The sequence below is a fragment of the Colwellia sp. MB3u-45 genome, from assembly GCF_014077005.1.
GTDB lineage: Bacteria > Pseudomonadota > Gammaproteobacteria > Enterobacterales > Alteromonadaceae > Cognaticolwellia.
Genome location: NZ_JACGVC010000038.1, coordinates 91,589 through 116,774 on the forward strand (window position 1 = coordinate 91,589; position 25,186 = coordinate 116,774).

General features: G+C 39.8%; 27 protein-coding genes. 6 read left to right on the top strand and 21 right to left on the bottom strand.

Annotated features, from left to right (window positions below; all coding sequences use genetic code 11):
- Positions 1–13 precede the first annotated feature (13 nt).
- From H4J41_RS02965 to iscX, 9 genes are all read right to left on the bottom strand, one after another.
- Positions 14–652 (bottom strand): tetratricopeptide repeat protein, encoded by a 639-nt coding sequence (locus tag H4J41_RS02965; protein WP_182134887.1) that lies wholly within the window; start codon positions 650–652, stop codon positions 14–16.
- 9 nt (positions 653–661) lie between these two features.
- On the bottom strand, positions 662–1,936 hold the full coding sequence (gene hisS, locus H4J41_RS02970; RefSeq protein WP_182134885.1) for a histidine--tRNA ligase: 1,275 nt from the start codon (positions 1,934–1,936) through the stop codon (positions 662–664).
- 136 nt (positions 1,937–2,072) lie between these two features.
- The gene (gene ispG, locus H4J41_RS02975; RefSeq protein WP_182134883.1) at positions 2,073–3,191 is read right to left on the bottom strand and encodes a flavodoxin-dependent (E)-4-hydroxy-3-methylbut-2-enyl-diphosphate synthase; all 1,119 of its coding nucleotides are present in this window, start codon (positions 3,189–3,191) and stop codon (positions 2,073–2,075) included.
- 45 nt (positions 3,192–3,236) lie between these two features.
- Positions 3,237–4,232 (bottom strand): RodZ domain-containing protein, encoded by a 996-nt coding sequence (locus tag H4J41_RS02980; RefSeq protein ID WP_182134881.1) that lies wholly within the window; start codon positions 4,230–4,232, stop codon positions 3,237–3,239.
- 12 nt (positions 4,233–4,244) lie between these two features.
- Complete coding sequence (gene pilW, locus H4J41_RS02985; protein ID WP_182134879.1) at positions 4,245–5,588, bottom strand: type IV pilus biogenesis/stability protein PilW; 1,344 nt, start codon at positions 5,586–5,588, stop codon at positions 4,245–4,247.
- 39 nt (positions 5,589–5,627) lie between these two features.
- On the bottom strand, positions 5,628–6,773 hold the full coding sequence (locus H4J41_RS02990; RefSeq protein ID WP_182134877.1) for a bifunctional tRNA (adenosine(37)-C2)-methyltransferase TrmG/ribosomal RNA large subunit methyltransferase RlmN: 1,146 nt from the start codon (positions 6,771–6,773) through the stop codon (positions 5,628–5,630).
- 278 nt (positions 6,774–7,051) lie between these two features.
- Positions 7,052–7,483: a nucleoside-diphosphate kinase gene (gene ndk / locus H4J41_RS02995; protein ID WP_182134874.1), complete on the bottom strand. Its 432-nt coding sequence runs from the start codon at positions 7,481–7,483 to the stop codon at positions 7,052–7,054.
- Between the two features lie 434 nt (positions 7,484–7,917).
- The gene (locus H4J41_RS03000) at positions 7,918–9,624 is read right to left on the bottom strand and encodes an NAD-dependent malic enzyme (RefSeq protein ID WP_182134872.1); all 1,707 of its coding nucleotides are present in this window, start codon (positions 9,622–9,624) and stop codon (positions 7,918–7,920) included.
- Between the two features lie 194 nt (positions 9,625–9,818).
- A complete protein-coding gene (gene iscX, locus H4J41_RS03005) occupies positions 9,819–10,019 on the bottom strand; it encodes a Fe-S cluster assembly protein IscX (RefSeq protein ID WP_146879432.1) in 201 nt (66 codons plus the stop codon).
- Positions 10,020–10,544: 525 nt separating this feature from the next.
- On the opposite strand from iscX, the gene H4J41_RS03010 reads away from it, so the two are divergent.
- The 3 genes from H4J41_RS03010 (at position 10,545) to H4J41_RS03020 (ending at position 13,273) form a co-directional block, all read left to right on the top strand.
- On the top strand, positions 10,545–10,811 hold the full coding sequence (locus H4J41_RS03010) for a DUF2164 domain-containing protein (protein ID WP_259364499.1): 267 nt from the start codon (positions 10,545–10,547) through the stop codon (positions 10,809–10,811).
- A gap of 106 nt (positions 10,812–10,917) precedes the next feature.
- On the top strand, positions 10,918–12,153 hold the full coding sequence (locus tag H4J41_RS03015; protein WP_182134870.1) for an NnrS family protein: 1,236 nt from the start codon (positions 10,918–10,920) through the stop codon (positions 12,151–12,153).
- Between the two features lie 166 nt (positions 12,154–12,319).
- Complete coding sequence (locus tag H4J41_RS03020) at positions 12,320–13,273, top strand: D-2-hydroxyacid dehydrogenase (RefSeq protein ID WP_182134868.1); 954 nt, start codon at positions 12,320–12,322, stop codon at positions 13,271–13,273.
- A gap of 72 nt (positions 13,274–13,345) precedes the next feature.
- Here the strand turns inward: H4J41_RS03020 and H4J41_RS03025 are convergent, their stop codons facing one another.
- Positions 13,346–14,683: an FAD-binding oxidoreductase gene (locus H4J41_RS03025; RefSeq protein WP_182134866.1), complete on the bottom strand. Its 1,338-nt coding sequence runs from the start codon at positions 14,681–14,683 to the stop codon at positions 13,346–13,348.
- A gap of 126 nt (positions 14,684–14,809) precedes the next feature.
- On the opposite strand from H4J41_RS03025, the gene H4J41_RS03030 reads away from it, so the two are divergent.
- Positions 14,810–15,379 (top strand): GNAT family N-acetyltransferase, encoded by a 570-nt coding sequence (locus H4J41_RS03030; protein ID WP_182134864.1) that lies wholly within the window; start codon positions 14,810–14,812, stop codon positions 15,377–15,379.
- Positions 15,380–15,445: 66 nt separating this feature from the next.
- Here H4J41_RS03030 and H4J41_RS03035 read toward each other — a convergent pair whose 3' ends face one another.
- Complete coding sequence (locus tag H4J41_RS03035) at positions 15,446–16,978, bottom strand: aminotransferase class V-fold PLP-dependent enzyme (protein WP_182134862.1); 1,533 nt, start codon at positions 16,976–16,978, stop codon at positions 15,446–15,448.
- Positions 16,979–17,205: 227 nt separating this feature from the next.
- Positions 17,206–17,898, bottom strand: a complete 693-nt coding sequence (gene ung, locus H4J41_RS03040; RefSeq protein WP_182134860.1) for a uracil-DNA glycosylase — start codon at positions 17,896–17,898, stop codon at positions 17,206–17,208.
- Between the two features lie 82 nt (positions 17,899–17,980).
- Here ung and H4J41_RS03045 point away from each other — a divergent pair, with 82 nt between their 5' ends.
- Positions 17,981–18,202, top strand: coding sequence for a hypothetical protein (locus H4J41_RS03045; RefSeq protein WP_182134858.1), 222 nt, complete (start codon positions 17,981–17,983; stop codon positions 18,200–18,202).
- 26 nt (positions 18,203–18,228) lie between these two features.
- Here the strand turns inward: H4J41_RS03045 and H4J41_RS03050 are convergent, their stop codons facing one another.
- From H4J41_RS03050 to ribE, 4 genes are read right to left on the bottom strand one after another with little or no spacing between them, the layout of a single operon-like run.
- Complete coding sequence (locus tag H4J41_RS03050) at positions 18,229–18,699, bottom strand: phosphatidylglycerophosphatase A (protein WP_182134856.1); 471 nt, start codon at positions 18,697–18,699, stop codon at positions 18,229–18,231.
- Between the two features lie 2 nt (positions 18,700–18,701).
- On the bottom strand, positions 18,702–19,673 hold the full coding sequence (thiL, locus tag H4J41_RS03055; protein WP_182134854.1) for a thiamine-phosphate kinase: 972 nt from the start codon (positions 19,671–19,673) through the stop codon (positions 18,702–18,704).
- A gap of 18 nt (positions 19,674–19,691) precedes the next feature.
- On the bottom strand, positions 19,692–20,108 hold the full coding sequence (gene nusB / locus H4J41_RS03060) for a transcription antitermination factor NusB (RefSeq protein WP_182134852.1): 417 nt from the start codon (positions 20,106–20,108) through the stop codon (positions 19,692–19,694).
- 12 nt (positions 20,109–20,120) lie between these two features.
- Positions 20,121–20,585 carry a 6,7-dimethyl-8-ribityllumazine synthase gene (ribE, locus tag H4J41_RS03065; protein WP_182134850.1) on the bottom strand — a complete coding sequence of 155 codons (465 nt, stop codon included), beginning with the start codon at positions 20,583–20,585 and terminating at the stop codon, positions 20,121–20,123.
- A gap of 542 nt (positions 20,586–21,127) precedes the next feature.
- Here ribE and H4J41_RS03070 point away from each other — a divergent pair.
- Positions 21,128–21,436 (top strand): DUF6170 family protein, encoded by a 309-nt coding sequence (locus H4J41_RS03070; RefSeq protein ID WP_182134848.1) that lies wholly within the window; start codon positions 21,128–21,130, stop codon positions 21,434–21,436.
- 54 nt (positions 21,437–21,490) lie between these two features.
- Here the strand turns inward: H4J41_RS03070 and H4J41_RS03075 are convergent, their stop codons facing one another.
- From H4J41_RS03075 to H4J41_RS03095, 5 genes are all read right to left on the bottom strand, one after another.
- Positions 21,491–22,297, bottom strand: a complete 807-nt coding sequence (locus tag H4J41_RS03075) for a VacJ family lipoprotein (protein WP_310649777.1) — start codon at positions 22,295–22,297, stop codon at positions 21,491–21,493.
- 147 nt (positions 22,298–22,444) lie between these two features.
- Positions 22,445–22,912, bottom strand: a complete 468-nt coding sequence (locus tag H4J41_RS03080) for a DUF2802 domain-containing protein (protein ID WP_182134846.1) — start codon at positions 22,910–22,912, stop codon at positions 22,445–22,447.
- Positions 22,913–22,970: 58 nt separating this feature from the next.
- Entirely contained in the window at positions 22,971–23,465 is a 495-nt protein-coding gene (locus H4J41_RS03085) for a chemotaxis protein CheW (protein WP_182134844.1), read from the bottom strand.
- An 86-nt stretch (positions 23,466–23,551) separates the two neighbouring features.
- Complete coding sequence (locus tag H4J41_RS03090) at positions 23,552–24,400, bottom strand: chemotaxis protein CheW (RefSeq protein ID WP_259364500.1); 849 nt, start codon at positions 24,398–24,400, stop codon at positions 23,552–23,554.
- 4 nt (positions 24,401–24,404) lie between these two features.
- Positions 24,405–25,181, bottom strand: a complete 777-nt coding sequence (locus H4J41_RS03095; RefSeq protein WP_182134842.1) for a ParA family protein — start codon at positions 25,179–25,181, stop codon at positions 24,405–24,407.
- Positions 25,182–25,186: the final 5 nt, after the last annotated feature.

Here is a 25,186-nt window from a genome sequence, read left to right on the forward strand (position 1 = left end):
CTTATATCACTCTCTATTTGCTTAAGTTAATGACTTGCGCTAAATCATCTAATTTCATTTGCAATGCTGGGTTAGTGCCTTCAGTTGCAAAATCAATTGCGGCTTGATAAGCATTACGAGCTAGTGATTTTTTACCTTGTTTAAAGTAAATATCACCTTTAATTTCTTCAACGCTAGCGTCAAATGAAGCGGGTAATTTTGCTGTTAATGTCACTAGAGCTTGTTCATATTTCTCTAATTGTAATTGCACTCGCGCTAAGCGCTCAGTAGCAATCGCTTTAATACCATCATCCACTGACTTTTCAATTGCCGTGTTTAAATATGTTTCAGCTTTTACCCAGTCTTGCTTTTCAGCCGCTTCTTTAGCTAAAGCAATAGCGGTTAACATGGTATAACTAGAGGCACTATTTTCAGCAATAAAGGCGTTGCCCGCAGCTTCAAAAGTAGTGCTATCTTCAGCCGCCTCCTCGATCATCGTTTGATAAGCTTCTGAGGTATTTAGCTCTTGTTGCAATTTATGATCATTATAATAGTTAAGACCAATAAACCCTGCAAAACCAATAGCTAAACCAGCAATAATCGCATTACCATTATCACTCCAAAACTTTTTGATTGATTCGACTTGTTGTTCTTCTGTTTGATTTATATCCAAAACTGACCCTTAAAGTAAATTTGTTAAAAGACTTGGCACTTGCTCAAGTGGCAAACTTTGTTGTTCTTGTTGTCCGCGCAAATATTTTACGGTTACCGTCTGTTGAGCTATTTCATCTTCACCAAGAATCAATGCTATTTGGGCACCTGATTTATCTGCACGCTTCATTTGTTTTTTCATATTGCCACCACCACAGTGACATTGTAAGCGAATATCTGGCACTTGATCACGCCATTGCTCCGCTAAGCCGTTAGCGGTTATTTCAACGTCATCGCCTAACATAATAACGTAAGCATCGACTTGCGCTCTAATGTTATTGGCTTTTTCTAAGCTGGTCATCATCAACACTAAACGTTCAATGCCTAAGGCAAAACCAAACCCTGGTGTTGATTTACCACCCAGTTGCTCTACTAAACCATCATAGCGCCCGCCAGCACAAATAGTGCCTTGAGCACCTAAGCTCGAGGTAACCCATTCAAAAACGGTACGGTTATAATAATCTAAACCACGTACTAAACGCTCATTAATCACATACTTGATACCCGCAGCGTCTAAGCGCTGACAAACCGATGCAAAGTGTGCGCTTGACTCTTCAGCAAAATAATCAGCTAGTTTAGGTGCGCCAACCAATGCAGCTTGTACCTCTGGATTTTTACTGTCCAGTACGCGCAATGGATTAGTGTGCATGCGGCGCTTGCTATCTTCATCTAAAAGATGTTCTTTTTCAGTTAAAAACACCACTAACGCGTCACGATAATTGCCGCGCTCTTCGTTCGAACCCAATGAGTTTAGCTCTAGTGTGACAAATTCGTTGATGCCAAGTTCCCGCCAAAGTCGAGCCGTTAGCATAATAATTTCAGCGTCAATATCAGGTGTTGCTATACCAAAGGCTTCTAAGCCGAATTGGTGAAATTGACGATAACGACCCTTTTGTGGACGTTCATGACGAAACATGGGGCCCATATACCACAAGCGCTGCTCTTGGTTATACAGTAATCCGTGTTGATTACCAGCACGAACACAACTTGCTGTGCCTTCTGGGCGTAATGTTAAGCTATCGCCATTACGATCCTCAAAGGTATACATTTCCTTTTCAACAATATCGGTTACTTCACCAATAGAGCGTTTAAATAGCGCCGTTGACTCGACAATCGGCATACGTATTTCAGCAAAACCATAATTACTGGCAACGCGGCGCAGTACTGTTTCTACCATTTGCCAAATGCCGGTTTGTGCAGGCAAACAGTCGTTCATACCTCTAATTGCTTGAAGTGCTTTACTCACGTATTATTTTCTCGCTAGTGTTTGTCTGTTTAATTATTCGTTTGCTTATACAAAGAATATTTTTTATCGCGGGCATTATAGGCAGTTTACTATCAAACGTAAATAACAGCGCAATTGTGGCAATAATTAGCCATTATTAATCGATTTCTTGTATGGCTATTTTATAACTCGCATCAAGCATTTTAGCCTTCGCGCGGATTCGTTGCTCTAGTTGGTCAACAAGATTGTTATTATCAAAGCGCTCTTTTTGACGAACACCATCAAGATAGTAACCACTTTTTTTACTGCTGCCTGTTAAGCCTAAGTCAGAAATTAAGGCTTCACCGGGTCCGTTAACGATACAGCCAATAATTGACACATCCATTGGCGTGGTTATATCTTCAACACGTTGCTCTAAAGCATTGACCGTTGAAATAACATCGAACTCTTGGCGCGAACAACTTGGGCAAGCAATGAAGTTGATGCCGCGGCTACGAAGCTTCAGTGATTTTAAAATATCAAAGCCAACTTTAATTTCTTCGATAGGATCAGCTGCTAATGAAACTCTTAACGTATCGCCAATACCTTCAGCAAGCAATAGCCCTAATCCTACTGATGATTTAACAGAGCCTGAGCGTAAACCGCCAGCTTCGGTAATCCCTAAATGCAAAGGGTTATCAATTTGTTTCGCTAACAAGCGATAAGCCCCCACGGCAAGAAAAACATCCGAGGCTTTGACGCTGACTTTAAATTGATTGAAATTTAAGCGATCAAGAATATCAACGTGACGCATGGCTGATTCTAACAAAGCTTCAGCCGTTGGTTCTCTATACTTTTCTTGAATATCTTTCTCTAACGAACCACCGTTGACGCCAATTCTAATAGGAATATTATTATCCCGAGCACACTCAACGACAGAGCGCACCCGGTCTTCTCGACCGATATTACCTGGGTTAATGCGCAGGCAATCAACGCCGTATTCCGCTACTTTTAACGCAATACGATAATCAAAATGAATATCAGCCACTAATGGAATATTAGTTTGCCGCTTTATTTCACGAAATGCTTCCGCCGCGTCCATCGTTGGCACACTCACGCGAACAATGTCGGCTCCAACGGCCTCAAGTGCATTAATTTGTGCCACCGTTGCCGCGACATCAGTGGTCAGAGTATTGGTCATTGACTGCACTGTAATCGGGGCATCGCCGCCAACAGGAACATTGCCAACCATTATCTGGCGGGACTTTCGACGAATAATAGGAGATTCTTTAAACATAATAAAACTTCAATAGTGTTGCGTTAAGTAAAAAAAATTACCGTATTAAGGCGCTAGCGGTAATGAAAATTTGGCAATATTACCGGCATTAAATACAGCCATATCAACCGGAACGTCATTGTAATCTATTTGTACCAATTCAGGTTTACCTAAGGTGATAGAAAAAGGTGCTTGACCAGAAATTTGCATGATATAACCTGATTTTTTCACACCCCAAGCAATTCGCTCGCCAGTAGCATCAAATATATTAACCCAACAGTCACCCGCGAAAGTGAAAACAACCTGGTTGATTATGGCAGATAATGCATTTTCACCAACCGCTTTGTTATTATTTAAATCGACTTGAGCCTCGGTTAAATCTGGCGTTGATAACACTGGTTCAACATCAAGCGGCGCAGCTATATCAAGGTTTTCTGCAGCGCTATTAACATTCGCCTCAGTGTTAACCACGTTAGTTACACTAACGACTGACTCGTCATTTAGCATACGGTTTGAGTTTTTTTCGTTATTTTCGTTCGATAGACTGGCTTGCTTAGTCGCCGTATTGTCTCCAACTAAGGTTTCAACCGTACTTACCGCTATCGGCGCAGGTTGTTCAGAAGGCGCTTGAAACCACCAAACTACAGTTGCTGTCACTAATATGGCTAAAATGAGATAAGTGATCCACATCAACATATTGTGTTCTGCTTGTTTCTCTGTGCCTTTAGAAAAGCTTTGCATGCCTGTACAATGGTTTTGTGTTATTGCTAATTTTTCATAGCTTTTTAACACGTCTTCCTGAGCAATATTAACCAACTGAGCATAATTTTTAAGATAACCACGATTAAAAGCCTCAGGTAAGCTACAGTCAAATTTATCTACTTCGATATTTTCTACTAAGTGAATTCTAAAGTTGAGTTTATTAGCCACTTGCTGTTGGCTTAATCCTCGCATTTCTCGTGCTGCTTTGAGCATAGAACCAGGACCCACTACCTCGATATCGTCAGTGGTTTCTGCCAGATCATCATTTTCATTCTTCAATACTTCAAGCTCTTGATTCATCAAGTATTTCTCTTAGCGTTTAATCGCTGATTTTGGATCCGAGAGATAGAGAACATCACCAATTTTTAAAAGATAAGGGCGGCGTAATTTATTCCAACGCGCTAAACTTTCCATCACAATATTGTAGTGCTTAGAAATAGTAAACAAACTATCACTTTGTATAACAACATGAATCGGTAAAGACACCATAAGTGTACTGTTTTTTTCTTGTTTAATTTGTGCTTCGCCAGCCATTATTTCAAGTGGTCTTTTTTCATTACTTTGTTTTTGACTCGTCTGTTTTTTTGACGGCGCTTCTTTCATCTTAACTGGCTGAATATTTTGTAAACGCGTATTACTTTCAAGATTTTTGTCCGCTGACTTTGCTTTTAACTCAGTTGCTTGCTCTATCGTTGGCATAACTGAATTGGCCATAATAGGCTTTAAACCATCACGACTTAAGCTAGAGTTTGTAACACTTGCTGTCGTTTGTGGCGACAATATCACCACACGCTTTTTAGTTTTTTTACTGTTACCTCCCGACAAAAAAAATCGGTAGTCTTCAGCTAGTTGGTCTGCATCAATCTGATAAAGTTCATTTAAAATATATTGTTTAGCTTCAAAAGAACGGGGAAACATTTTAACCAGCATATTGCCATAATTTTTAGCAATAGCTTTATTGCCTTGCTTGGCAAATATTTTAAAGGCTAAAGCTAATGCCTCAGCATTAAAACGACGCGTTGATTTTTCATAGCGGTAAAGGTAAGTTTGCGCTGACTTGTAATCACTTTTTGCATATTGCAAGCGCATCATTTGCAGCAGAGAACTCGCTCTATTGGGGCTGTGAGCAATCGCTTTTTCAAGGTATGTTTGGGCTTTATCGAACTGCTTTGCTTTGAGTTGGCATAAGGCTAAGTTTTCGTAGCTTTGCGCCACTAAAATATAGCTAGGAATGGCTATCGCTTTTAGCATCATTTTTTCAGCGGCGGCGTACTTTTTGTGTCGACACAAAAAAACGCCATAATTATTAAGCGTATCAGCATCTTGATTATCAATGCTTAGCGCATGTTCATAAGCTTGGGTCGCTAATTCAGCTTCATCTACCGTGTCATAATAATGGGCAAAAGCTGTGTATACTTGCACTAAATTAGGTGAAAAACGTTTGGCTTTTTCTAGATTAAGCTTAGCTTGTTGGGTATTGCCCATTTTTAAATAACCTAACCCGAGTGATATACGGGTCATGGCTATTTCATTATTACTGGCTTCATTTTCAATTATCGGCGTATTTTTATCATTGCCATAATTTTGCGTCACACAAGCCGTTAATGTACTTGTCGTTAGTAACGCAATAAACAATGGTAATAATTTTTTCATCATAAAGGCACAGTCACTTAGTAAATATCAGTTTAAGAGCAATTAGACCATCTTTACTGAAATTGAATCAGCTTTCACCTCATTTTTTCCTGTCCGCTTAGTTCTATCTAATACTTCACCGGCTAATTGACCACATGCTGCGTCAATATCGTCTCCACGAGTTCGACGCGTGATCACGGTTAAGCCATAGCTTTGTAGTACTTTATCGAAGCGATCAATACGAGAATTACTCGAGCGTTTATAGGGTGAACCTGGGTAAGGATTAAATGGAATAAGATTGATTTTACTGGGTAAATCTTTCAAAGCAAGCGCTAATTCATGTGCTTGTTCCGTGCTGTCGTTAACATGATCAAGCATCACGTATTCTATGGTCGCCTGCTTATTGGCTTTTGAGCCGTCGATATAACGACCCGCTGCCGCTAAAAACTCTTCTAGTGGATACTTTTTGTTAATCGGTACTAGTACGTCACGTAAGGCATTGTTACCCGCATGAATAGATATCGCCAATGCGCAATCTATTTTCTCTTTTAACATATCTAAGGCAGGTACCACGCCTGATGTACTGACAGTGACACGACGTTTCGATAAGCCATAGCCTAAATCATTTAACATGGTGTCTAATGCCGGGATCAAGTTTTTCATGTTAAGCAATGGCTCACCCATGCCCATCATAACAATGTTGGTAATCGGGCGTGTGCCAGCAATGCGCGTTGCGCCAATATCATTTGCTACTCGCCAAACTTGACCGATAATTTCAGCCATAGTGAGATTACGGTTGAAACCTTGCTGCGCGGTCGCGCAAAAGGTACATTCCAAAGCACAACCCACTTGTGATGAAACACAAAGTGTTGCTCGGCCATTTTCAGGGATCCAAACCGTCTCAATTTCTTGACCGCCTTCAAGACTTAACGCGTACTTAATTGTGCCGTCGTTTGATACCAATTTTTCAGATATCTCGGGCGCTTTAATTTCAGTATCACGTTGTAATTTTTCACGTAATTTTTTATTTATATTGGTCATCAACTCAAAATCATCATAACCAAAATGGTAGATCCATTTCATAATTTGGTCAGCACGAAATGGCTTCTCGCCGATTGAAGAAAAATATTCTCGCATCCCTTGATGGTCAAGGTTTAGTAAGTTAATTTTTTTCTTCACTGGGGTTACTACTTCGGTTACATCACTCATAATAAAAACTTCTCAATACTACAAAAATTACAGAATAAATTGTACGCTTTCTGGACAAAACAAACAATTTAGTGGATCGATATTAGATATTTATTCGCACTATATCAATAAAAGTCAATGTTCTCAGTAGCATGCTTACTGGCAAAAACACTCAATTTTATACGGTCTTAAAATAGACAAAAGGATTTTACCGATTAATCAGTAAAATCCTTCAAATTAATTTTTAAACTACATTAAGCTAACGACTAAAGCGCTAGCTTATTATGTAATATTTTAAATTAACGCGTACGTGGGCAAATTTCTTCATCAGCGAAGAAGTAAGCAATTTCACGAGCAGCAGATTCTAATGCATCGCTACCGTGAGCTGCATTTTCATCGATTGAATCAGCAAGATCAGCACGAATAGTACCAGCAAGCGCTTCAGCTGGGTTAGTAGCACCCATGATTTCACGGTTTTTAAGAACAGCGTTTTCGCCTTCTAAAACTTGTACCATTACTGGGCCAGAAGTCATGAATTCAACTAAAGCACCAAAGAAAGGACGTTCGCTGTGCTCAGCGTAAAAGCCTTCTGCTTTTTCTTTTGATAAATGAATCATTTTAGCCGCAACGATTTTTAAACCAGCAGTTTCAAAACGGTTGTAGATTTGACCAATAAAGTTTTTAGCAACTGCATCAGGTTTTACGATAGAAAAAGTACGTTCGATAGCCATGATAGCCCTCTCAATAAATTAGAATTAAAATACGGTATAAATTTTGGCGCGATTATAGACGAATTAAAAGCAAATGCCTAGGGTTATCACTTTTAGCTGGCGTAAACTACGCTAATTTTTTTACTATAAGCAGGTATAAATCAGTGAAATGACATACACCTGCACGCCTAACCTGCAAGGTAGCGCTTTTGCAGAGAAGTTAAACCACTGCAAGCCTGCTTGTTCGCCTTGAGGTAGATTTTTATCGGCAGGCGACTACTGGGCTTAGAGCTAAAGTTTATAACTTGTGCCTAGATGGAGCTTGGTAGTTATTTTTATTTATACTAAAAAAATTACCACTGGAATTAAACAGAAAAACGCTCATCTATGTGAGCGTTTTTTATTCATTATTTTTTTATTCAATATAATGTGTTTAAATCAAACTTTATCGCGGTTTAAATACTGACTCGACGATATTGACGATATTGAGGTGTCCAAAAATTACGCTCAATATTTTCCATCAGTTGTTCATCCGATAGTGGCAAGGCTAGATTTTGCTCAAAAGCGACTTTACCAACAGCAAAGGCTATTTTTTTACTTAACGCCGCAATTTCTACTAAAGGGGGTAACAACTCACCCGTACCAGTATTAGCTAACGGCGAGGCTTGCGCTAACATGGCGCTTGCTGCCATTAACATTTCATCGCTAATGCGATTGATCTTTGCTGACACCACACCTAAACCTATACCTGGAAAGACGTAACTGTTGTTACATTGGGCGATAGGAAACATCTGACCTTTATATTCAACGGGCTCAAACGGGCTACCTGTGGCAATAATCACTTCACCTTCGGTCCAGTTGATCACTTGTTCAGGTGTAGCTTCTACCTGACGACTTGGGTTACTCAGTGGGAAGATGATTGGCATATTACAATGTGCTTTCATGGCTTTAATCACGGCTTCAGTGAACAAACCCGGCACACCAGAAACGCCAATTAAAATCGTTGGTTCAGCGCCATGCATAACGTCCAGTAAAGAAGCGTAGTCACCTTGGACATTCCATGGTGCTATTGCTGATTGTTGCTGGACCAGTTTTTCTTGAAAGTCACGTAAACCCAGCATACCTTCAGTTAATAAACCGAAACGGTCGACCATAAATATTTGGCTACGCGCTTGTTGCTCACCAATCCCTTCACTGACCATTTGTGAGATAATTTGCTCCGCAATACCACAACCCGCAGAGCCGGCACCAACAAAAACTACACGTTGCTCTGATAAGGCTGATTTTTTGGTACGACAAGCCGCTAATAAGGTACCGACAGTCACCGACGCTGTACCTTGAATATCATCGTTGAAACAACAAAGTTCATCGCGATAACGCTTTAACAAGGGAGTGGCATTGGGTTGAGCAAAATCTTCAAACTGTAATAAAACATCTGGCCAACGACGTTTAACCGCATCAATAAACATAGCTAAAAATTCGTCGTATTTATCTTGTTCAATACGACGATGACGCCAGCCCATATACATAGGATCAGTTAATAACTTTTCATTATTGGTACCAACATCAAGCATCACAGGCAAGGTATAAGCTGGGCTAATACCACCACAAGCCGTGTAAAGCGACAGTTTACCTATGGGTATACCCATGCCACCAATACCTTGGTCACCTAAACCCAAAATACGTTCGCCGTCAGTTACCACAATAACTTTAACTTTGTTTTTTGTCGCATTACGCAAGATATCGTCAAGCTGATGACGTTGGTCATATGAAACAAACAAGCCCCGAGAACTGCGATAAATATCTGAAAACTGCTCACAAGCATCACCCACAGTTGGGGTATAAATAATTGGCATCATCTCAGCCAAATTCGCTTGCACTAACTTAAAAAACAGGGTTTCATTGTTGTCATGAATGGCGCGTAGGTAAATATGTTTATTTAAGTTAGTTTCAAAACTACGATATTGCATGTAGGCACGTTCAACTTGCTCATCGATAGTTTCAAAACGTGGGGGTAATAACCCAGTTAAGTTAAAGTGTGAACGCTCTTCTTCGCTAAATGCGCTACCTTTATTCAGTAAAGGTGTTTCTAGTAAACTAGAACCTGCGTAGGGGATATATAATGGCCGTTTATTTTTTTCAGATGTCTTTTCAGATGTCATAGTTGCATGCTTTCTTTATATACTGAGTGAATGACGAAGATTCATCATAAGAATAATGATGGGCACATTATAGCCAAATATCACCTCTTGAATAGTGATAAAGCTTAATCATTCAGTTTTAATTACCTATTATGGCTGCTAAATAGTTAAGCCTATATTTAAACCTGTAGTTAAACCTGTAGTTAAACCTGTAGTTAATCAGCTTCTGAAATCCAGGCTAACTGAATAGCTTCAAGTATGCGTTCGCCGCAATGTTTAGGGTCATCCTCAAAATTTTCTAACGCTAACACCCATTGCATTAATTCGGGGAAATGTAATTTCATTGGGTCTACATCAGGATGTGCTTCGATCAAATCAAGTGCTATCTCAAGTGAGTCGGTCCAACGATAAGTCATAGTATTACCTCTTTATTTTGTTAGTGAATAATTAAACCAAGTTGATTGATTAACTGCTCATTTTAGATGGTTAAAATGAGCAGATCACTTGATGAGTCAAATGGGTATTAAACCAAACCACAAACTATCAGCAATTAACATCAACGCCAACCATAAAATAATCATTCTTGATTTACGGCAAAACTGACAGTCTGTTTGCCACCATTGCTTAAACGACGATTTATTCACCATGTCATACTTAAATTAGTTTTCATCTGGTGAGTATATACCCAAATCACGGCAATATATTCACTTCAGTGGTAGTTAAACACGATTTAAACCAGGCATTTTTTTGCGGGATTGTCATTCTCTAATCAAAAAATCAACATCGACGTAGTGAAGTGGAGTAACGCAAGAGCAGTTAGCGAGAATAAACATTTCTACAACGCTAGTCCTTGAAGTTATTAAAGTTAGGTCCTTATAAAAGCCATAAACATGCATCTTGAAGTGACTTGAGTATAATGCCAATTCATTAGGTTATTTGTCATGCAGGAAAACGTATTTATGTCGCCAATAAAATTTACTCGCACCGAAAAGTCGCTATTAATCGACAAGCTACAAGGCTACTTTACTAAGGAATTAGAGCAAGATTTAGAGCAGTTTGATGCTGATTTTTTACTCGACTTTTTTACTGAAGAATTAGGGGCGGTATATTACAATCGCGGTTTGTATGATGCCCAAGCATTGATGGCAGAAAAACTGGAATTAATTGCCGAGCAAATTGTTGAATTAGAATTACCCGTATCCAAATAACCGTTAAAAATTTTAAATAACCACCCATTACTTGATTTGCCCCAAAGTAATGCTGATTAATTGCTTTATGATAATCACAAAGTAAAAATTTAGGATTGCACCTGTAATGCAACGTTCTGATTTAGAAAAAGCTGATTTAGACAAAAAAACTGATTTAGCAAAAGAACAGCAAATAATCCCCTTATTTAGGCTCGGCTTTCGTCCTTTCTTTTTCGCTGGCACGATATTTAGTATTATCGCCATGCTCTTGTGGCTAATGCTCTACCGAGCTGAGCTAAATTTTCAGCCTTTCGGTGGTGGTTACTGGTGGCATATTCACGAAATGATTTTTGGTTTTGGCTGTGCCATCATTGCCGGTTTTCTATTAACCGCAGTACAAAATTGGACTGGGTTGCCCGGTGTGCAAGGCAAAATGCTCGCCGCTTTATTTTCTTTGTGGTTACTCGGCCGAGTTTGCTTAATTTTTCCTGATTTACTGGGTACAAGATTAACCACAATAGTAGATTTGGCCTTTTTGCCTTGTATCGCTTTTGTTTTAGCCAAGCCGATATTGGCGGTTAAACAGTATCGCAACTTATTCTTCGTGCCTTTATTAACCATTTTCACTATCGCTAATGTCCAAATGCACGCCAGCCTATACTACCCAAAATCGGTCTCTATTCAATACGCAGGTTATGCCGGTGTGATGTTAATGACTTTACTGATTTCAGTGATGGCCGGTCGCGTAGTGCCCATGTTTACCGCAAATGGTACTCAAACACCCAAAGCAACCGCGCTACCTTGGCTTGATAAACTCACTAATGGCTCACTCGCCCTGATCACTATACTGCTGCTACTGCAGCCAGCTATTGGCTTAAACCATTTTTATCTCGGTGGCCTATTAGTTTTTGCTGGCATTTTTCAAGCCGTGCGATGGTTTAGATGGCGCCCTTGGATCACCTTAGGCGTGCCATTACTTTGGTCATTACACTTGGCAATCAAAGCCTTGGCCTTTGGTTTGATATTGCTTGGCCTGAGTTATTTAATCCCTGAAATTCCCAGTAGCCATATTTGGCATTTAATCACCGTGGGCGGGCTCGGTGGTGTTATTCTTGCTATGATTTCACGGGTATCTTTGGGACATACCGGCAGAAAATTACAAGCGCCTAAGCTGATGTCGTTGGCTTTTGCAGCGCTAATATTAGCAAGCTTAGTACGAAGTTTTGGCCCTTGGATATTGCCAGAAAAAACCATGATATTTATTGATATCAGCGGCTTACTTTGGATGGTCAGTTTTATGCTGTTTGTTATATGTTATGGACCTATGCTACTAAAAGCACGCGCTGATGGCCGCCCTGGTTAGCGGTTGTAAGCGGTTGTTCGATGGGATTAAACGCCTTAACTTGCTGTTTTCATAACTTTCTATTGATAGTCAGGCGTTAAGCTTTAATGCAATAAAATAAGCATTGATTGAGTCGCTCATTAGAAGTGATATAAACTGAGCTAAATTTTCATCTTGAGTAAATAACATGCGCGCGGTATTTTTAGACTATCAAGCCTTTAGCCCTTCACTTGACTTATCTGTGCTTCGCCAGACGGTGAGTAAGTTAGATTTATACCCAGTCACAACACCAGCACAGGTGTTGCTACGTAGCATCGACGCTGAAATTATTTTAAGTAATAAAGTCATACTTAACCGTGCAATATTAAGCCAGTTACCCCATTTAAAACTTATTTGTATCACAGCCACAGGCATTAATAATGTTGATATTGATGCCGCGCGCGAGCTTGGCATTGCGGTAACTAATGTCAGTGGTTATGCAAAAAACTCAGTCGCTCAATATGTATTTGCTCAACTACTGGCCTATTACAGCCAAATAGAAGATCACAATAACAATACCCGTGCTGGCCAATGGCAGGCTAGTGATACATTTTGCATGCACGGCAAAGGCAGTGATGAATTAGCGGGTAAAACCATGGGAATTATTGGCTACGGCGCATTAGGTAGCAAAGTAGCGACAATCGCTCGCGCCTTTGATATGCGTGTACTCATTGCTGAAAGACCTAAGGCATTAGCAATACGTATCGACCGAGTGGCCTTTGAACAGGTAATTTCTCAGGCTGACATCATTAGTTTACATTGTCCACAAACAGCTGAAACTGAAGGCTTGTTTGATAAAAAAATATTCAACAGCATGAAAGATAGCGCCATACTGATTAACACCGCCAGAGGCGCTTTAATTAATAATCATGACTTATTAGCGGCATTAAATAATAACCAATTGGCTGGTGCAATTTTAGATGTATTAGAGCAAGAGCCGCCACCAAAAGATCATATGCTATTAGCGGCACAGTCAACTAAATTGAAAATAACCGCGCACATCGCTTGGGCAAGCCAACAAGCACAGCAAGCCTTACTTAATTTAGTCGCCGCGAATATAACGGCATTTAAACAAGACGAGCGCACTAACCGCATCGATTAAACCTGAGGTAAAAATTTACTTTACAGTTACCACGCTAAAACCAAGGGTCTTTGATTCCCGCTCAATGAGCACCTAAAACCACTGATCTTTTATTTTACCGTAATGAAAATAGCCCCATTGCCCTGCTCGTCGTAATGGAGCAAATGGAAATTTAGGCAGTGCTTTATTATACAAAGGTAAATTAGGCACTGGCTTTTCAGCCACTTTTTCAGCTAAACGTTTGCCTGCTTGTACCGAGAACGACACGCCACTGCCACAATAACCCATGCTATAAAATACTGATTGTTGATCATTTTGATGAATGTGTGGCAAATCGTCCAACGCCATACAAATCCAGCCCGACCAAGCGTAACTATAAGTGATATTGGCTAGCGCTGGAAAACTGGTTTTTAATACCGCCAGTAAACGTTGTGCATAATAAGGGTCGTCGGCCCCTTTACCGGTTATAGCGCCGCGGCCACCAAATAATATTCTATTGTCAGGTAACTTACGGTAATAATATTTTAATGCTCGCGTGTCCATCACCACATTCGAGGTTAAGAAATTACACGCGGCTATTTGCGCTGCACTCAACGGCTCGGTAACGATAATTTGTGAAAGTACCGGCAATGTTCTATCGGTTGTTAAGGGATGAAAGTTTTTTGGAGTATAACCATTGGTGGCTATCACCACTTTTTGCGCACTAACAATACCATTAGGGGTATGAAGTTGTTGTTTATTGCCTTGTGATTGCCAGTGGTTAACCGGTGTCGCACAATGCACTTTAGCGCCTGCTTGTCGCGCCAATTTTTGGTAGCCCCAAGCAAGTTTTAACGGATTTAAACCAAAACCGTCTTGATAACGAATAGCCCCGTAAGCATTACGATCGTCCATGTATTGCTGACGCACTTCATTTTGCGACAGAATTTCAACATCATAACCAAACATTTTCTGCTGAAGTTTTGCTAGCTCAACTAATTCTTTGAGTTTATTAGGTTTATGAGCAACTTTAATATAACCCGCACTTTGCTTATCGCAGTCAATGCCTTCATTAATCAGTGAATTGACTGTTTCAACACCCGCGGCCATTTCTTGATAAATGCCGCGCATAACCTCTTCGCCCCATTGCTTAGCCATTTGACCATAAGACTTGCGACCTGAAGATTTCAAAATAAAACCGGCATTACGACCGCTGCAACCCCAAGCGGTTTGGTTAGCTTCTAACACATGAGCTTTAATACCATGCTCACGAGCCAAATGTAGCGCGCAAGATAAACCGGTATATCCTGCACCAATAATAGCCACGTCGACATCAAGATCAGCGATAACAGCGCCATCGTGTTCCGGTGCTATGCCTGAGACATTAGCCCAATAACTCTCGGGGTAGGCTTGATTACAGCCGGGTGATAAATCGTGTAAAGGATCGTACATTTTCACTTCCAAAATCTGATAGATTTTTATATTAATTTTTTATAGTGTTTTAAACACTAGTGCGCTTAAAGTATCTCAAAAAAAACAGTACAATGCTGTAATAACTCACTCAATAAAAATAATTTTATGACCATCACCCTCAACTATCAAGCATTAACCCCTGCTGACTTTGATAAAGTTATTCAATTAGCTACCGAGGTTCACGGTGCCGGTTATCTTGATCAAACTAGCATGCAAGTTTGGTACGATAAAGGACTTAAAAATGGTATTAACGCGGGTTTTGTAGTTTATCATGATAAAAAATTGGTTGGCTTTAGAATTACTTATGCCTCACAGCAATGGCAGATAGACAAATGGTGTTCTACTGAACTCTGGCCAGTGCCTGCCGAACAAGTTTGCTATTTTAAGTGCAATACGGTTGATGAGCATTACCGTGGCCATGGTATTGGTGGTGAGCTATTAAAGCGCTCAATTGCAGCCGTTAAGCAACAAGGTGCCATTGCCGGTGTTAGCCACTTATGGAAACAAAGCCCAGGCAATAGTGCGGTAAAATATTTTACTAAATCGGGTGGTATATTAATTAAAGACCACCCAGACCGTTGGCATGAATTAAGCTTAGCCGGCTATGAATGTACGATATGTCATCATGACTGTCATTGCGAAGCCGCTGAAATGATGGTTGTTTTTGATCAATAATACTATGCCCAAAAAACTTTCTGCTGGGTGATTATTTTTATTAATCACCCAGCAACCTTTAATCCTCTAGCCAAATATTTTCCGTAATATGGATGGTGATTCTCGCACTTTATTGCTAACTTCTGAGCCAGTTTTTGGTAAGGCATTAAAGTCAGATAAACTCGGAAAATCAACCTCTGGTTTACCATGTTCGTAGTCGCCAGACGCTGGATTAAAACGGTACTCTTTGCTCCATAGCGCTATATGTTCAGTCACCTGATTGATAGCTTCAACCACAAAGGCAACTTCTTTATCTGAGGTAGTAGGATGAAATGAAGCTCGGATCCAACCGGGCTTTTCGGCAAAGTCACCTGAGTCTATTTGCTGGGTTATTTTTGAGGAGGTATCTTGGTCCACCTTTAATAAAATATGACCATAAGTACCAGCGCATGAACAGCCGCCACGTGTTTGTACACCAAATTTATCATTGAGTAACCGCACGACTAAATTATAATGAGCGCCCGGCACATAAAACGAAATAATCGCTAAACGCTGACGTATATTAGGCTCGAGCATCACCACATGTTCATTCTTAGCTAAGTTATCCATAACATATTGGCTGATTTGAGCTTCACGTTGCTGAATGTTTTCAACGCCCATGGCATCTTTTAATTTGATCGCTAGCGCGGTTTTAATGCATTGTAAAAAGCCGGGGGTGCCGCCATCTTCCCGCAGCTCTATATTATTAAAGAAACTGTGTTTTCCCCAAGGATTTGTCCAAGTTACTGTGCCGCCACCTGGGTGATCTGGCACTTTGTTTTTATAAAGTACTTTGTTAAAAACCAACACCCCAGAGCTGCCAGGGCCACCTAAAAATTTATGTGGCGAAAAGTAAATCGCATCTAACGCTTGCTTAGGATTACTCGGATGCATATCAATATCTACATAGGGTGCAGAAGCGGCAAAATCAACAAAACACAAACCGCCATGTTGATGCATAATTTCTGCAAGCTGATAATACGGGGTTTTAATACCGGTAACATTTGAACAAGCAGAAAAAGAGCCTATTTTCACCTTACGGTTTTGGTATTTTTCTAACAATAACTCTAGGTGCGTTAAAGAAGGTAGCCCCTGACTATCAGGCTCAACAATTTCCAAGGTGACATCGCATTCATACCAAGAGGTTTGATTAGAATGATGCTCCATATGGGTAATAAACACCACAGGTCTGTCATTTTCTGCAAACGCCACTTGCGTTTGCATACGCTCAGGAATTCGTAAACCTAAAATCCGTTGAAATTTATTAATAACAGCCGTCATACCCGCGCCAGCTGTGATCAACACATCATTGTCGCAAGCATTTACATGGCGTTTAATAATATGTTGGGCGTCATGATAAGCATGGGTCATGGCACTGCCAGTTAGATTAGTCTCAGTATGCGTATTAGCGACATAAGGGCCTAACTCTTGGGTCAAATAGTCTTCAATGGGTTGGTATAACCTACCACTTGCCGTCCAATCGGCATAAATAATATCAAGCTGTTGACCATTAATTTGATGTTGTAAATCTTGCCCGATAATATGCTGGCGAAAGGGTAAAAAATAATTTTCAAATGACATGCTGTATGCTCTTCACTTTCTATAATGAAAACATACTAGCATTATTGCTACTTTGTAAAACAAAAAACCAATAAAATAAGGTTAATAGCAAATTAAATTTACAAATAAACATATTAATGAAAAAATTTACTTTTAATGATTGATTTTAAGCCTCAGCTGAAAATAAATGTTAGTAATCGCTATAAAGTGAAATTATTTTCTTAAAAGCGAGCAATAATAACGACTTTTTAATCGCTAATTTGCCAATTGATGGCGGTTTTATTGTGTGCTTTTAACCATAAGTTAGCTTTAGAAAAATGTTGGCAACCGAAGAAGCCTCGATAAGCCGAAAGTGGCGATGGGTGCGGCCCGTTTAATACTAAATGTTTTTGCTGATCAATATTTTTACCTTTTTTCTGCGCATGACTGCCCCAGAGTAAAAATACACAGCCGGCATTATGCTGATTAATTTCAGCAATAATTTTATTGGTAAACTCTTCCCAACCCAATTTAGCGTGAGAGTGTGCTTGTCCCTGCTTAACGGTCAGCACAGTGTTGAGCAGTAAAACACCTTGTTGTGCCCACTCATTCAAATAACCATGATGAGGTGTGCTAAAGTCAGTAATATCTTGCTTAAGCTCCTTGTAAATATTAACTAAAGAAGGTGGCACTTTAATGCCTTTGCGCACCGAAAAAGCTAAACCATGTGCTTGTGACTCACCACTTTTACCTATGCCATGATAAGGGTCTTGGCCTAGAATAACCACTTTCACATTGGCTAAATCAAGGGTAGAAAAAGCATTAAAAACATCCTCTTCAGCTGGCAGTACTACCTCACCGTTCGCTCTTTGCTGAGCAATTTCTTGCGATAATTGTTGAAAATAAGCTTGTTGTTGCTCATGAGCTATTATTTTTTGCCATTGCGGTTTTAACTGAGTCATATTATTACTCTTTAAGTAGCGAATCTTTTAAATGACCTGCAAACAAGCACTCATATCGTAACGCCGCGTATGGCAGTGAATAATGCAATCATTGTTTTATAGCCTATTGAGCGGTATGACTAGCTGCATCACTAACGACATCACTACCGGCATGGTTACCTGCATAACTACCGGCATAGATAGCGAGCTACAATCAGCTACCTTAACATCAATTGGCTTTATTTTGCTTAGCTGCCTTTGGGCACTAAAGCCTGTTTGTCTACAAAATGAAAAAGCCAAAGAATGTATTCTTTGGCTTTTCTAGTGATAGGTTATTGACTGGTTATTAGCTTAATAAAAAATTAGCATCATACAAGCCCAAGCCGCAATACCCGCGACTATATCGTCAAGCATAATACCTAATCCACCATGGCAATTTTTGTCAATATAGGAAATCGGCCAAGGCTTGAGAATATCGAAAAAGCGAAATAAGATAAAACCCACCAGTATTGTCTGCCAGGTTAATGGCATCAAGAACATGGTGATCAAAAATCCAACAAATTCATCCCACACTATCGCGCCATGATCAGGAACTCCTGCATCAGTTGCCGCTTTGCCACAAATATAAATACCTGCAACACTCATCACCACTAACAAGGTTAAATAAAGCGTATTGTTAAGCGGTGCAAACAGCAAAAATAGTGGAATTGCGGCTAAGGTACCAAAAGTACCCGGTGCTTTAGGTGCTAAACCACTACCAAAACCTAGAGCCAAAAAATGGATTGGATTTGATAGTTTAAAGTTTGCCGTAGAATTTTTCATCATCACTCTTTACTGCTAGAAAAGTGCTCGAAGCTTTTAGTCTTAATAGCGACAGCTTTACGGTTTAAAGTTGTGGTTATTTTTTCACTACGATTAATCTGACCAATGCAGGTTATCGTATTACTGGTATTTGCTAAAGCAGTTTCAATACCCACTTTGTTGTCTTCAGATACCGTAAATAACAATTCATAATCATCACCACCCGTAAGTGCCATTTCAAAGGCTTTTTCCATACCAACCGTAGCTTGTAATGCCTGAGAAATTGGCAAGTGATCTAATACAATATTAGCACCTACCTTAGAAGCGGTACAAAGATGACCTAAGTCTGAAATAATACCATCAGATAAATCTATCGCCGCACTGGCATAACCACGAAGTGCCTGTCCAGCCAAAATCCTCGGTGTTGGAAAATCTAAACTGTGCTGCACACTTTCTCGATATTCAGGTGCAACATTTACCTCATGTAAAATATGCTTTAGGGCTAATGCCGCATCACCAACTTCACCAGTAACATAAATCCAATCACCGGCTTTGGCGCCTGAACGAGTCAAATGCTTATTTATTGGTACTAAACCTTGCGCGGTAACAGTAATACTCAAAGGCCCTTGCGTAGTATCGCCACCAATGAGTTGCACATTATAATATTCGCACAGTTCAAAGACACCAAGACAGAACTCTTCAATCCATTTTAGATCGACTTCTGGCATGGTGATCGCCAAAGAAATCCAACTAGGTTCAGCGCCCATTGCCGCTAGGTCTGATAGATTCACGGCTATTGATTTATGACCAATAGCGCGAGCGCTGGTTTCATGAGGAAAATGAACTCCAGCGACTAAGGTATCTGTGGTTATTGCAATATTTTGACGCTCAGCAGGGCTGACTATAGCGCAGTCATCACCGATACCGAGTACCACATCCTTGCGTTTGATCACTTGCTCACTAAAGAAGTGCTTGATCAATTCAAACTCTTTCATATTACAACCAAATTATGACTATTCGTTCGGACGAACAAGCTTAACAACTTTGTCTAAAACGCCGTTGACAAACTTATGACTATCATCTGCACCAAATGATTTTGCTAACTCAATGGCTTCATTGATGATGACACGATAAGGCACATCTAGACATTCAGATAATTCAAACACCGCGACGCGTAAGATCGCTTTTTCAACCGGGTCAACATCCTTTAGTGGACGGTCAACATGAGGAGATATTTTTTCATCAATGCTGCTAATTTGTGCTGAAATTCCGCGGAACAATTGTTGAAAATAAGGAATGTCAAAACGACGAGCACTATTTTCAGTCAAAAAATTCAATTCAATTTCAGCAACGTTGTTGTTACTTAGTTGCCAAGAATACACGGCTTGTACTGCCAATTCTCTGGCTTTTCTTCTAGGTGATGGTTTCACAAAAATATCCTGTTATAACTTATCGAGCACGTTAACCATTTCTAAAGCACTTAATGCTGCTTCAGCGCCTTTATTGCCTACTTTAAGGCCGGCACGGTCAATAGCTTGTTCAATAGAATCGGTGGTAATAACACCAAATGCCACTGGCAGAGTATATTCCATAGCCACTTGTGCTAGGCCTTTATTACATTCGCCAGCAACAAAATCAAAATGCGGCGTACCGCCACGAATAACGGCACCAATAGCAATAATGCCATCGTATCCACCTTTCGCAGCAACTTTTTTAGCCGCTACTGGCAACTCATAGGCACCAGGAACACGGATGATGGTAATGTCGCTATCAGCAACATTACCATGGCGTTTAAGTGTATCTACGGCGCCTTCAAGTAAGTTTTCAACAACAAAACTATTAAAACGAGAGACGACAATCGCGAATTTCTTACCGGTTGCATCAAAGTTAGCTTCTATGATATTCATTTAAAAATCACCTACTGATAAAAATTGTCGCAATTCTAGCAAATTGCACGCGACTGAGGAACTCGTTTTGACAAATTTATCAGAAACTTTGCATCTAAAGTCGATATTTTACCTTTCTTAACCACGGATGTAGCTTAGGCTCAAGACCATCATTTTTATTTAGTATTTCTAAAGGCACTTGTCGGCTAATTTATCCGCTCACTTAATGACATAAATCTTGGTTTACAAATAGTGTCGAGGGAAGTTTTAAGGGATTAGCGCTCAGGTTTTAGTCAAATTTTAGTGCTCATAATGACGGGTTCTGTTGTAACCATGTTTCGTGTTCTTTATTGATAGCTCAGCGCTATTTTGTACTGCTCGCGTCTAAATTAAAACTTACCGCTATCTTTGTACCGTTAGCTTTGTACTGTTAACTTTGGATTACAATAAACAGCAACTATGTTAATAAATCACTCGCTTTCGTATTTGCCCATGGCACATTTAGTATCATTTTTGTATGATAGCGCTACCTATAGTTTGAGCACATATTTACTTGAAATTTTATGACTATTTATTTTTCTTCCAATAAAATACCAGCCTTGCAGGTATTTAGCTTACATCAACGACAAGCTATTCTAGCCTTAGCGCAAGCAAAACTGTCTCCGCCTGAAAAGTTTATTTTGAATATGATTAAGTTATCATTGCTGATACCACCATTTTTCTTTATCGCAAATCTGCAAGGGTTTGCCTTGGCAGCATCCGTTGTGATGGTGCTGATTGCCTATTTTTTGCTGTTAAGACCTATTATGTTATTTTTTACACAAAAGCACCTAGATAACGCCGTTGCTCAATACCAAAAAAGCGAACTTTAGTTCGCTTTTTATTATTTTTCAGTTGATTCCTAGCATCAGTCTTGATTAAAAATATTAAGGCTGCATATTTTCAAGCTCTTCTAGATAAGCGTCAATATTGGCCTCTTCTGCTTGGTTAACTTCAATGGGTGGGTTGCCATCATAAACTTTAAACTGCATATTTTGAAAGTAGGCATTTTTAACAAACTCATAAGGGTCGATGGCATCATTTAAAATAGCTTCTTGATCAGCAAGCGACGCGCGGGCTTCCAAGCCTAAAACGCCAGCTCGTAATATATTAGGCCAAAAATCGATAACGGCAAGTGGCCAGTAATAGCTATCAACAAAATCACCTACCTCTTCACGTACCGATGAAGGGCCAAGCGCGGGAACAACCAAGTAAGGGCCGTCACCCACACCATAACTGCCAAGTACCTCGCCAAATTCTTCTTGTTTTCGGTTCCAACCAAAATCACTGGCTGGGTCAAAAAAGCCTAATAAGCCGATGGTCGAATTCAAAACAAAGCGTCCGGTGGACTTTGCTGCATCAGTAAACTTTGCTTGTAATAAATCATTAATGATTGTTGAAGGTTCATTAAGATTCAGTGCCATATTATGAACACCTTTGCGCAAGTCTGTCGGCATATATTCAACATAGCCTTGCGATGCCGGTTTGAAGACGTATTTGTCTGCATAATCCCAGGTAAAAGTCCAAAAAGGTCGGTTAATCACTTCTAGCGGATCTTTTGGATCAGATAGCGTTTGCTCTGACGAAGGCGTTGTCGAACAAGCCGTTAAAAAAAACGAAAACATTAGGGTTAGCAAGAGTTTTAAGCTCAGTATTGACCGGGTTTTCAAGGCAACTTTTTTTATTCTATTCACTACAGGATCCTTGTCTTATAACCATTAAGTAATATATAGGTTATAAAGCTAAAAATAAAATTTCTCTACTGTGCAGTTTATCACGAGAGCGTTTAAGATTTTACGTAAAAATGTAACGTTTAAATACGGTATTTTATAGTAATGGTACTACTTTACAGCTTTTCTTTGATGAATAGAAAGCAACATTTCAGCCTCAGCTCTAGGAATATCACACTCTCGCATTATTTCAGCAAGGCCTGCACCTAGCTCAACCAATTTTTGGGCTCGAGTGTATAACTTATCTTCAGGTGGCTGATGTAACAGTTGTTCGATACTTTGAAATTGGTTATTGAACTGTTCCTGAGTCACTTTAATGCGGTGTTCTAATTGCTTGCTAACTTGTTCGTTTTCTATTTGCGACTCAGTGCAGTGTTGTTGATTGATTTCTAACTGCGATTGCTGTCTGGCAAGTAAATCTTGTAATTCTAACAGTTGTATTTCTTGGCTATTTACTTGTTGTTGTAATTCATCTATTTGTTGGGCAAAACGATTTTTTCGCACCACTAATAACAGCACAACGAGTATCACAATGACGAAGCCAATTAAGCTGATCAGGTTAGCAGATATATTTTCCATAAGTTTAATTGGCTTCGCTGGCAATAAAAGTCTACTTAAGCAGGCTTATTAGCTAAAATTAGAATTCCTTTAGTTCATCCCACTCTTCGTCAGAGAGTAATTGATTGAGATCAACCAAAATCAGTAATTCACCATCTCGGTTAGACACGCCTTGAATAAACTTGGCGCTTTCGTCATTGCCTACATTGGGTGCTACATCAATCTCTGATGATTTTAAATAAACAACTTCCGCAACGCTATCAACTAAAATGCCAATAACTTGTGTTTCAGCTTCAATGATCACGATGCGAGCATTGTCGTTTATTTCAGCAGACTCAAGCCCAAACCTTATACGAGTATCAATAACGGTAACAACATTACCACGCAGATTAATGATACCCATAACATACATTGGCGAACCCGGTACAGGTGCTACTTCAGTGTAACGTAACACTTCTTGCACTTGCATAACGTTGACACCGTAGGTTTCTCGATCTAGCTTAAACGTTACCCATTGTAGTATTTCATCATTGATGTTTACACGTTCACTTGCATTGCGTCTTTCATCAGACATACTGCTGACCTCTTTAAATTTTAGTTGTTATTCTAATGACCAGAACACTTAGGCTCTCAGTATACTGGCAAGTTTACATTCATCAATTATTCTTGGCTTATATTTACACCTTTTTCCAATAACTTAATTAAAGATTCAACGTCTAACAGTACGCACATCCGGTTTTTTACTAACCCTGCTAGCCAAGGACGCTTGTTTTGGGTATCTAACCATTTAACATCTTCTTGCTTGAGCGTTACCGTATCAACCAACTTCTCAGCCGACAAGCCCCAAGATGAATCATTTAACATGATAATATATTGGTAATTAAGTGCTGAAATTAATGCTTCATCACACTTTTCAGGCATAACCCATAAAGCGGTATCAACCACGTTAACTTTTGCTGCTCGGTGAAGCATAACACCTTTAAACCAATCCGGCTTACCCATCAGCGGCGTGATTTTATCTGTGTTATGAATACCACCTAACTCGATTAGTGGTACGGCAATCATTAAGCCCGCAACCTCGAAAAACATTACCTGAAAGTCGCCTTGGCGATAACTGTGTTGTTGAGTATCCTCAACTCCATCTGTACTTTTACCGGTGGTAATTAGCTTTTCATTAAGGTCTGCCGGGTTTATTACTGCCTGTCTCAGTGCAACTTGATCTGCTACTTTTTCTGATAATGTTTGCTCTCCTGCATTACTTATATCGCTTGTGCTAATCGTAGCGTCTTGAACTGAACTTTGACTGTCAGCTTTAGTTGAACTTAATTTCTCGATATCGTTTGATGCAAAAACCTTTGGAAAAGTAGCACTACTCAGTAACTTTTCTAATGGCTGATGTTGTCTTTCTTTAACCGGCAGTGCTGGTTTTTGCTCTACTTCTTCTTCAGTAAGCAACTCTGACAAATAAGTCTGCATAAGTTTTTTACTTGCAGCTAAAGACTTTGGCATCGGCTTACTTACTCTTTGTGTTTAAGTTAATGAGATATTTTAATAAATTTTTATAAGCAATGATACCACGAGATTTTGCGGCATAATCTGAAGGCACCTTCTGGGCAACACTGGCATTACGAAAATTAGTATCAATTGGCACAACTGAAGGCCAAACAAACTCGCCGTAAAGGTCTTGTAACTTTTGGTAGGTCGTTCTTGATGCTTTAGTACGTTTATCAAACATGGTAGGAACAATGGTATATTTAAACGGCAAAGGATGTTGAGCTTGCATAATTTCTAAGGTTTTCATCATCCGATCTAAACCTTTTAGTGCCAAAAACTCAGTTTGAACCGGCACTATAATTCTATCACTAGCCGCTAATGCATTCACCATCAAGACCCCTAAAATCGGCGGGCAATCAATTAATACATAATCATATTCACCTTCGATTGCAGACATCACTTTTTTTAACACTAAGCCCATGCCGCCTTTATTGCCAAGTGCGCGGTCCAGTGTTGCTAAGCCCATTGTGCCGGGGAGTATGTCGATATTACTATAATGCGTAGGACATAAACTTTGCATGATCTGTTCTTTAGTAGACACCTGTAAAAACAAATCATAAACACTGAGCTCTAGGTCTTCAGACTCAATACCAAAATAATAACTTAATGACGCATGAGGATCGGTATCAACTAAAAGCACGCGCTTTCCTTGCTCAGCTAATAAACCAGCTAAGGCAATAGCTGTGGTCGTTTTACCGACACCACCTTTTTGATTTGCAACTGTCCAAACTACCAAGTGGA

Bases quoted from the DNA above. Each gene is read 5' to 3' on its own strand.
- ispG (WP_182134883.1), bottom strand. From the start codon at position 3,191: ATGTTTAAAGAATCTCCTATTATTCGTCGAAAGTCCCGCCAGATAATG.
- H4J41_RS02980 (WP_182134881.1), bottom strand. From the start codon at position 4,232: ATGAATCAAGAGCTTGAAGTATTGAAGAATGAAAATGATGATCTGGCA.
- pilW (WP_182134879.1), bottom strand. From the start codon at position 5,588: ATGATGAAAAAATTATTACCATTGTTTATTGCGTTACTAACGACAAGT.
- H4J41_RS02990 (WP_182134877.1), bottom strand. From the start codon at position 6,773: ATGAGTGATGTAACCGAAGTAGTAACCCCAGTGAAGAAAAAAATTAAC.
- ndk (WP_182134874.1), bottom strand. From the start codon at position 7,483: ATGGCTATCGAACGTACTTTTTCTATCGTAAAACCTGATGCAGTTGCT.
- H4J41_RS03000 (WP_182134872.1), bottom strand. From the start codon at position 9,624: ATGACATCTGAAAAGACATCTGAAAAAAATAAACGGCCATTATATATC.
- iscX (WP_146879432.1), bottom strand. From the start codon at position 10,019: ATGACTTATCGTTGGACCGACTCACTTGAGATAGCACTTGATTTGATC.
- H4J41_RS03010 (WP_259364499.1), top strand. From the start codon at position 10,545: ATGCAGGAAAACGTATTTATGTCGCCAATAAAATTTACTCGCACCGAA.
- H4J41_RS03015 (WP_182134870.1), top strand. From the start codon at position 10,918: ATGCAACGTTCTGATTTAGAAAAAGCTGATTTAGACAAAAAAACTGAT.
- H4J41_RS03020 (WP_182134868.1), top strand. From the start codon at position 12,320: ATGCGCGCGGTATTTTTAGACTATCAAGCCTTTAGCCCTTCACTTGAC.
- H4J41_RS03025 (WP_182134866.1), bottom strand. From the start codon at position 14,683: ATGTACGATCCTTTACACGATTTATCACCCGGCTGTAATCAAGCCTAC.
- H4J41_RS03030 (WP_182134864.1), top strand. From the start codon at position 14,810: ATGACCATCACCCTCAACTATCAAGCATTAACCCCTGCTGACTTTGAT.
- H4J41_RS03035 (WP_182134862.1), bottom strand. From the start codon at position 16,978: ATGTCATTTGAAAATTATTTTTTACCCTTTCGCCAGCATATTATCGGG.
- ung (WP_182134860.1), bottom strand. From the start codon at position 17,898: ATGACTCAGTTAAAACCGCAATGGCAAAAAATAATAGCTCATGAGCAA.
- H4J41_RS03045 (WP_182134858.1), top strand. From the start codon at position 17,981: ATGCAATCATTGTTTTATAGCCTATTGAGCGGTATGACTAGCTGCATC.
- H4J41_RS03050 (WP_182134856.1), bottom strand. From the start codon at position 18,699: ATGAAAAATTCTACGGCAAACTTTAAACTATCAAATCCAATCCATTTT.
- thiL (WP_182134854.1), bottom strand. From the start codon at position 19,673: ATGAAAGAGTTTGAATTGATCAAGCACTTCTTTAGTGAGCAAGTGATC.
- ribE (WP_182134850.1), bottom strand. From the start codon at position 20,585: ATGAATATCATAGAAGCTAACTTTGATGCAACCGGTAAGAAATTCGCG.
- H4J41_RS03070 (WP_182134848.1), top strand. From the start codon at position 21,128: ATGACTATTTATTTTTCTTCCAATAAAATACCAGCCTTGCAGGTATTT.
- H4J41_RS03080 (WP_182134846.1), bottom strand. From the start codon at position 22,912: ATGGAAAATATATCTGCTAACCTGATCAGCTTAATTGGCTTCGTCATT.
- H4J41_RS03085 (WP_182134844.1), bottom strand. From the start codon at position 23,465: ATGTCTGATGAAAGACGCAATGCAAGTGAACGTGTAAACATCAATGAT.
- H4J41_RS03090 (WP_259364500.1), bottom strand. From the start codon at position 24,400: ATGCCAAAGTCTTTAGCTGCAAGTAAAAAACTTATGCAGACTTATTTG.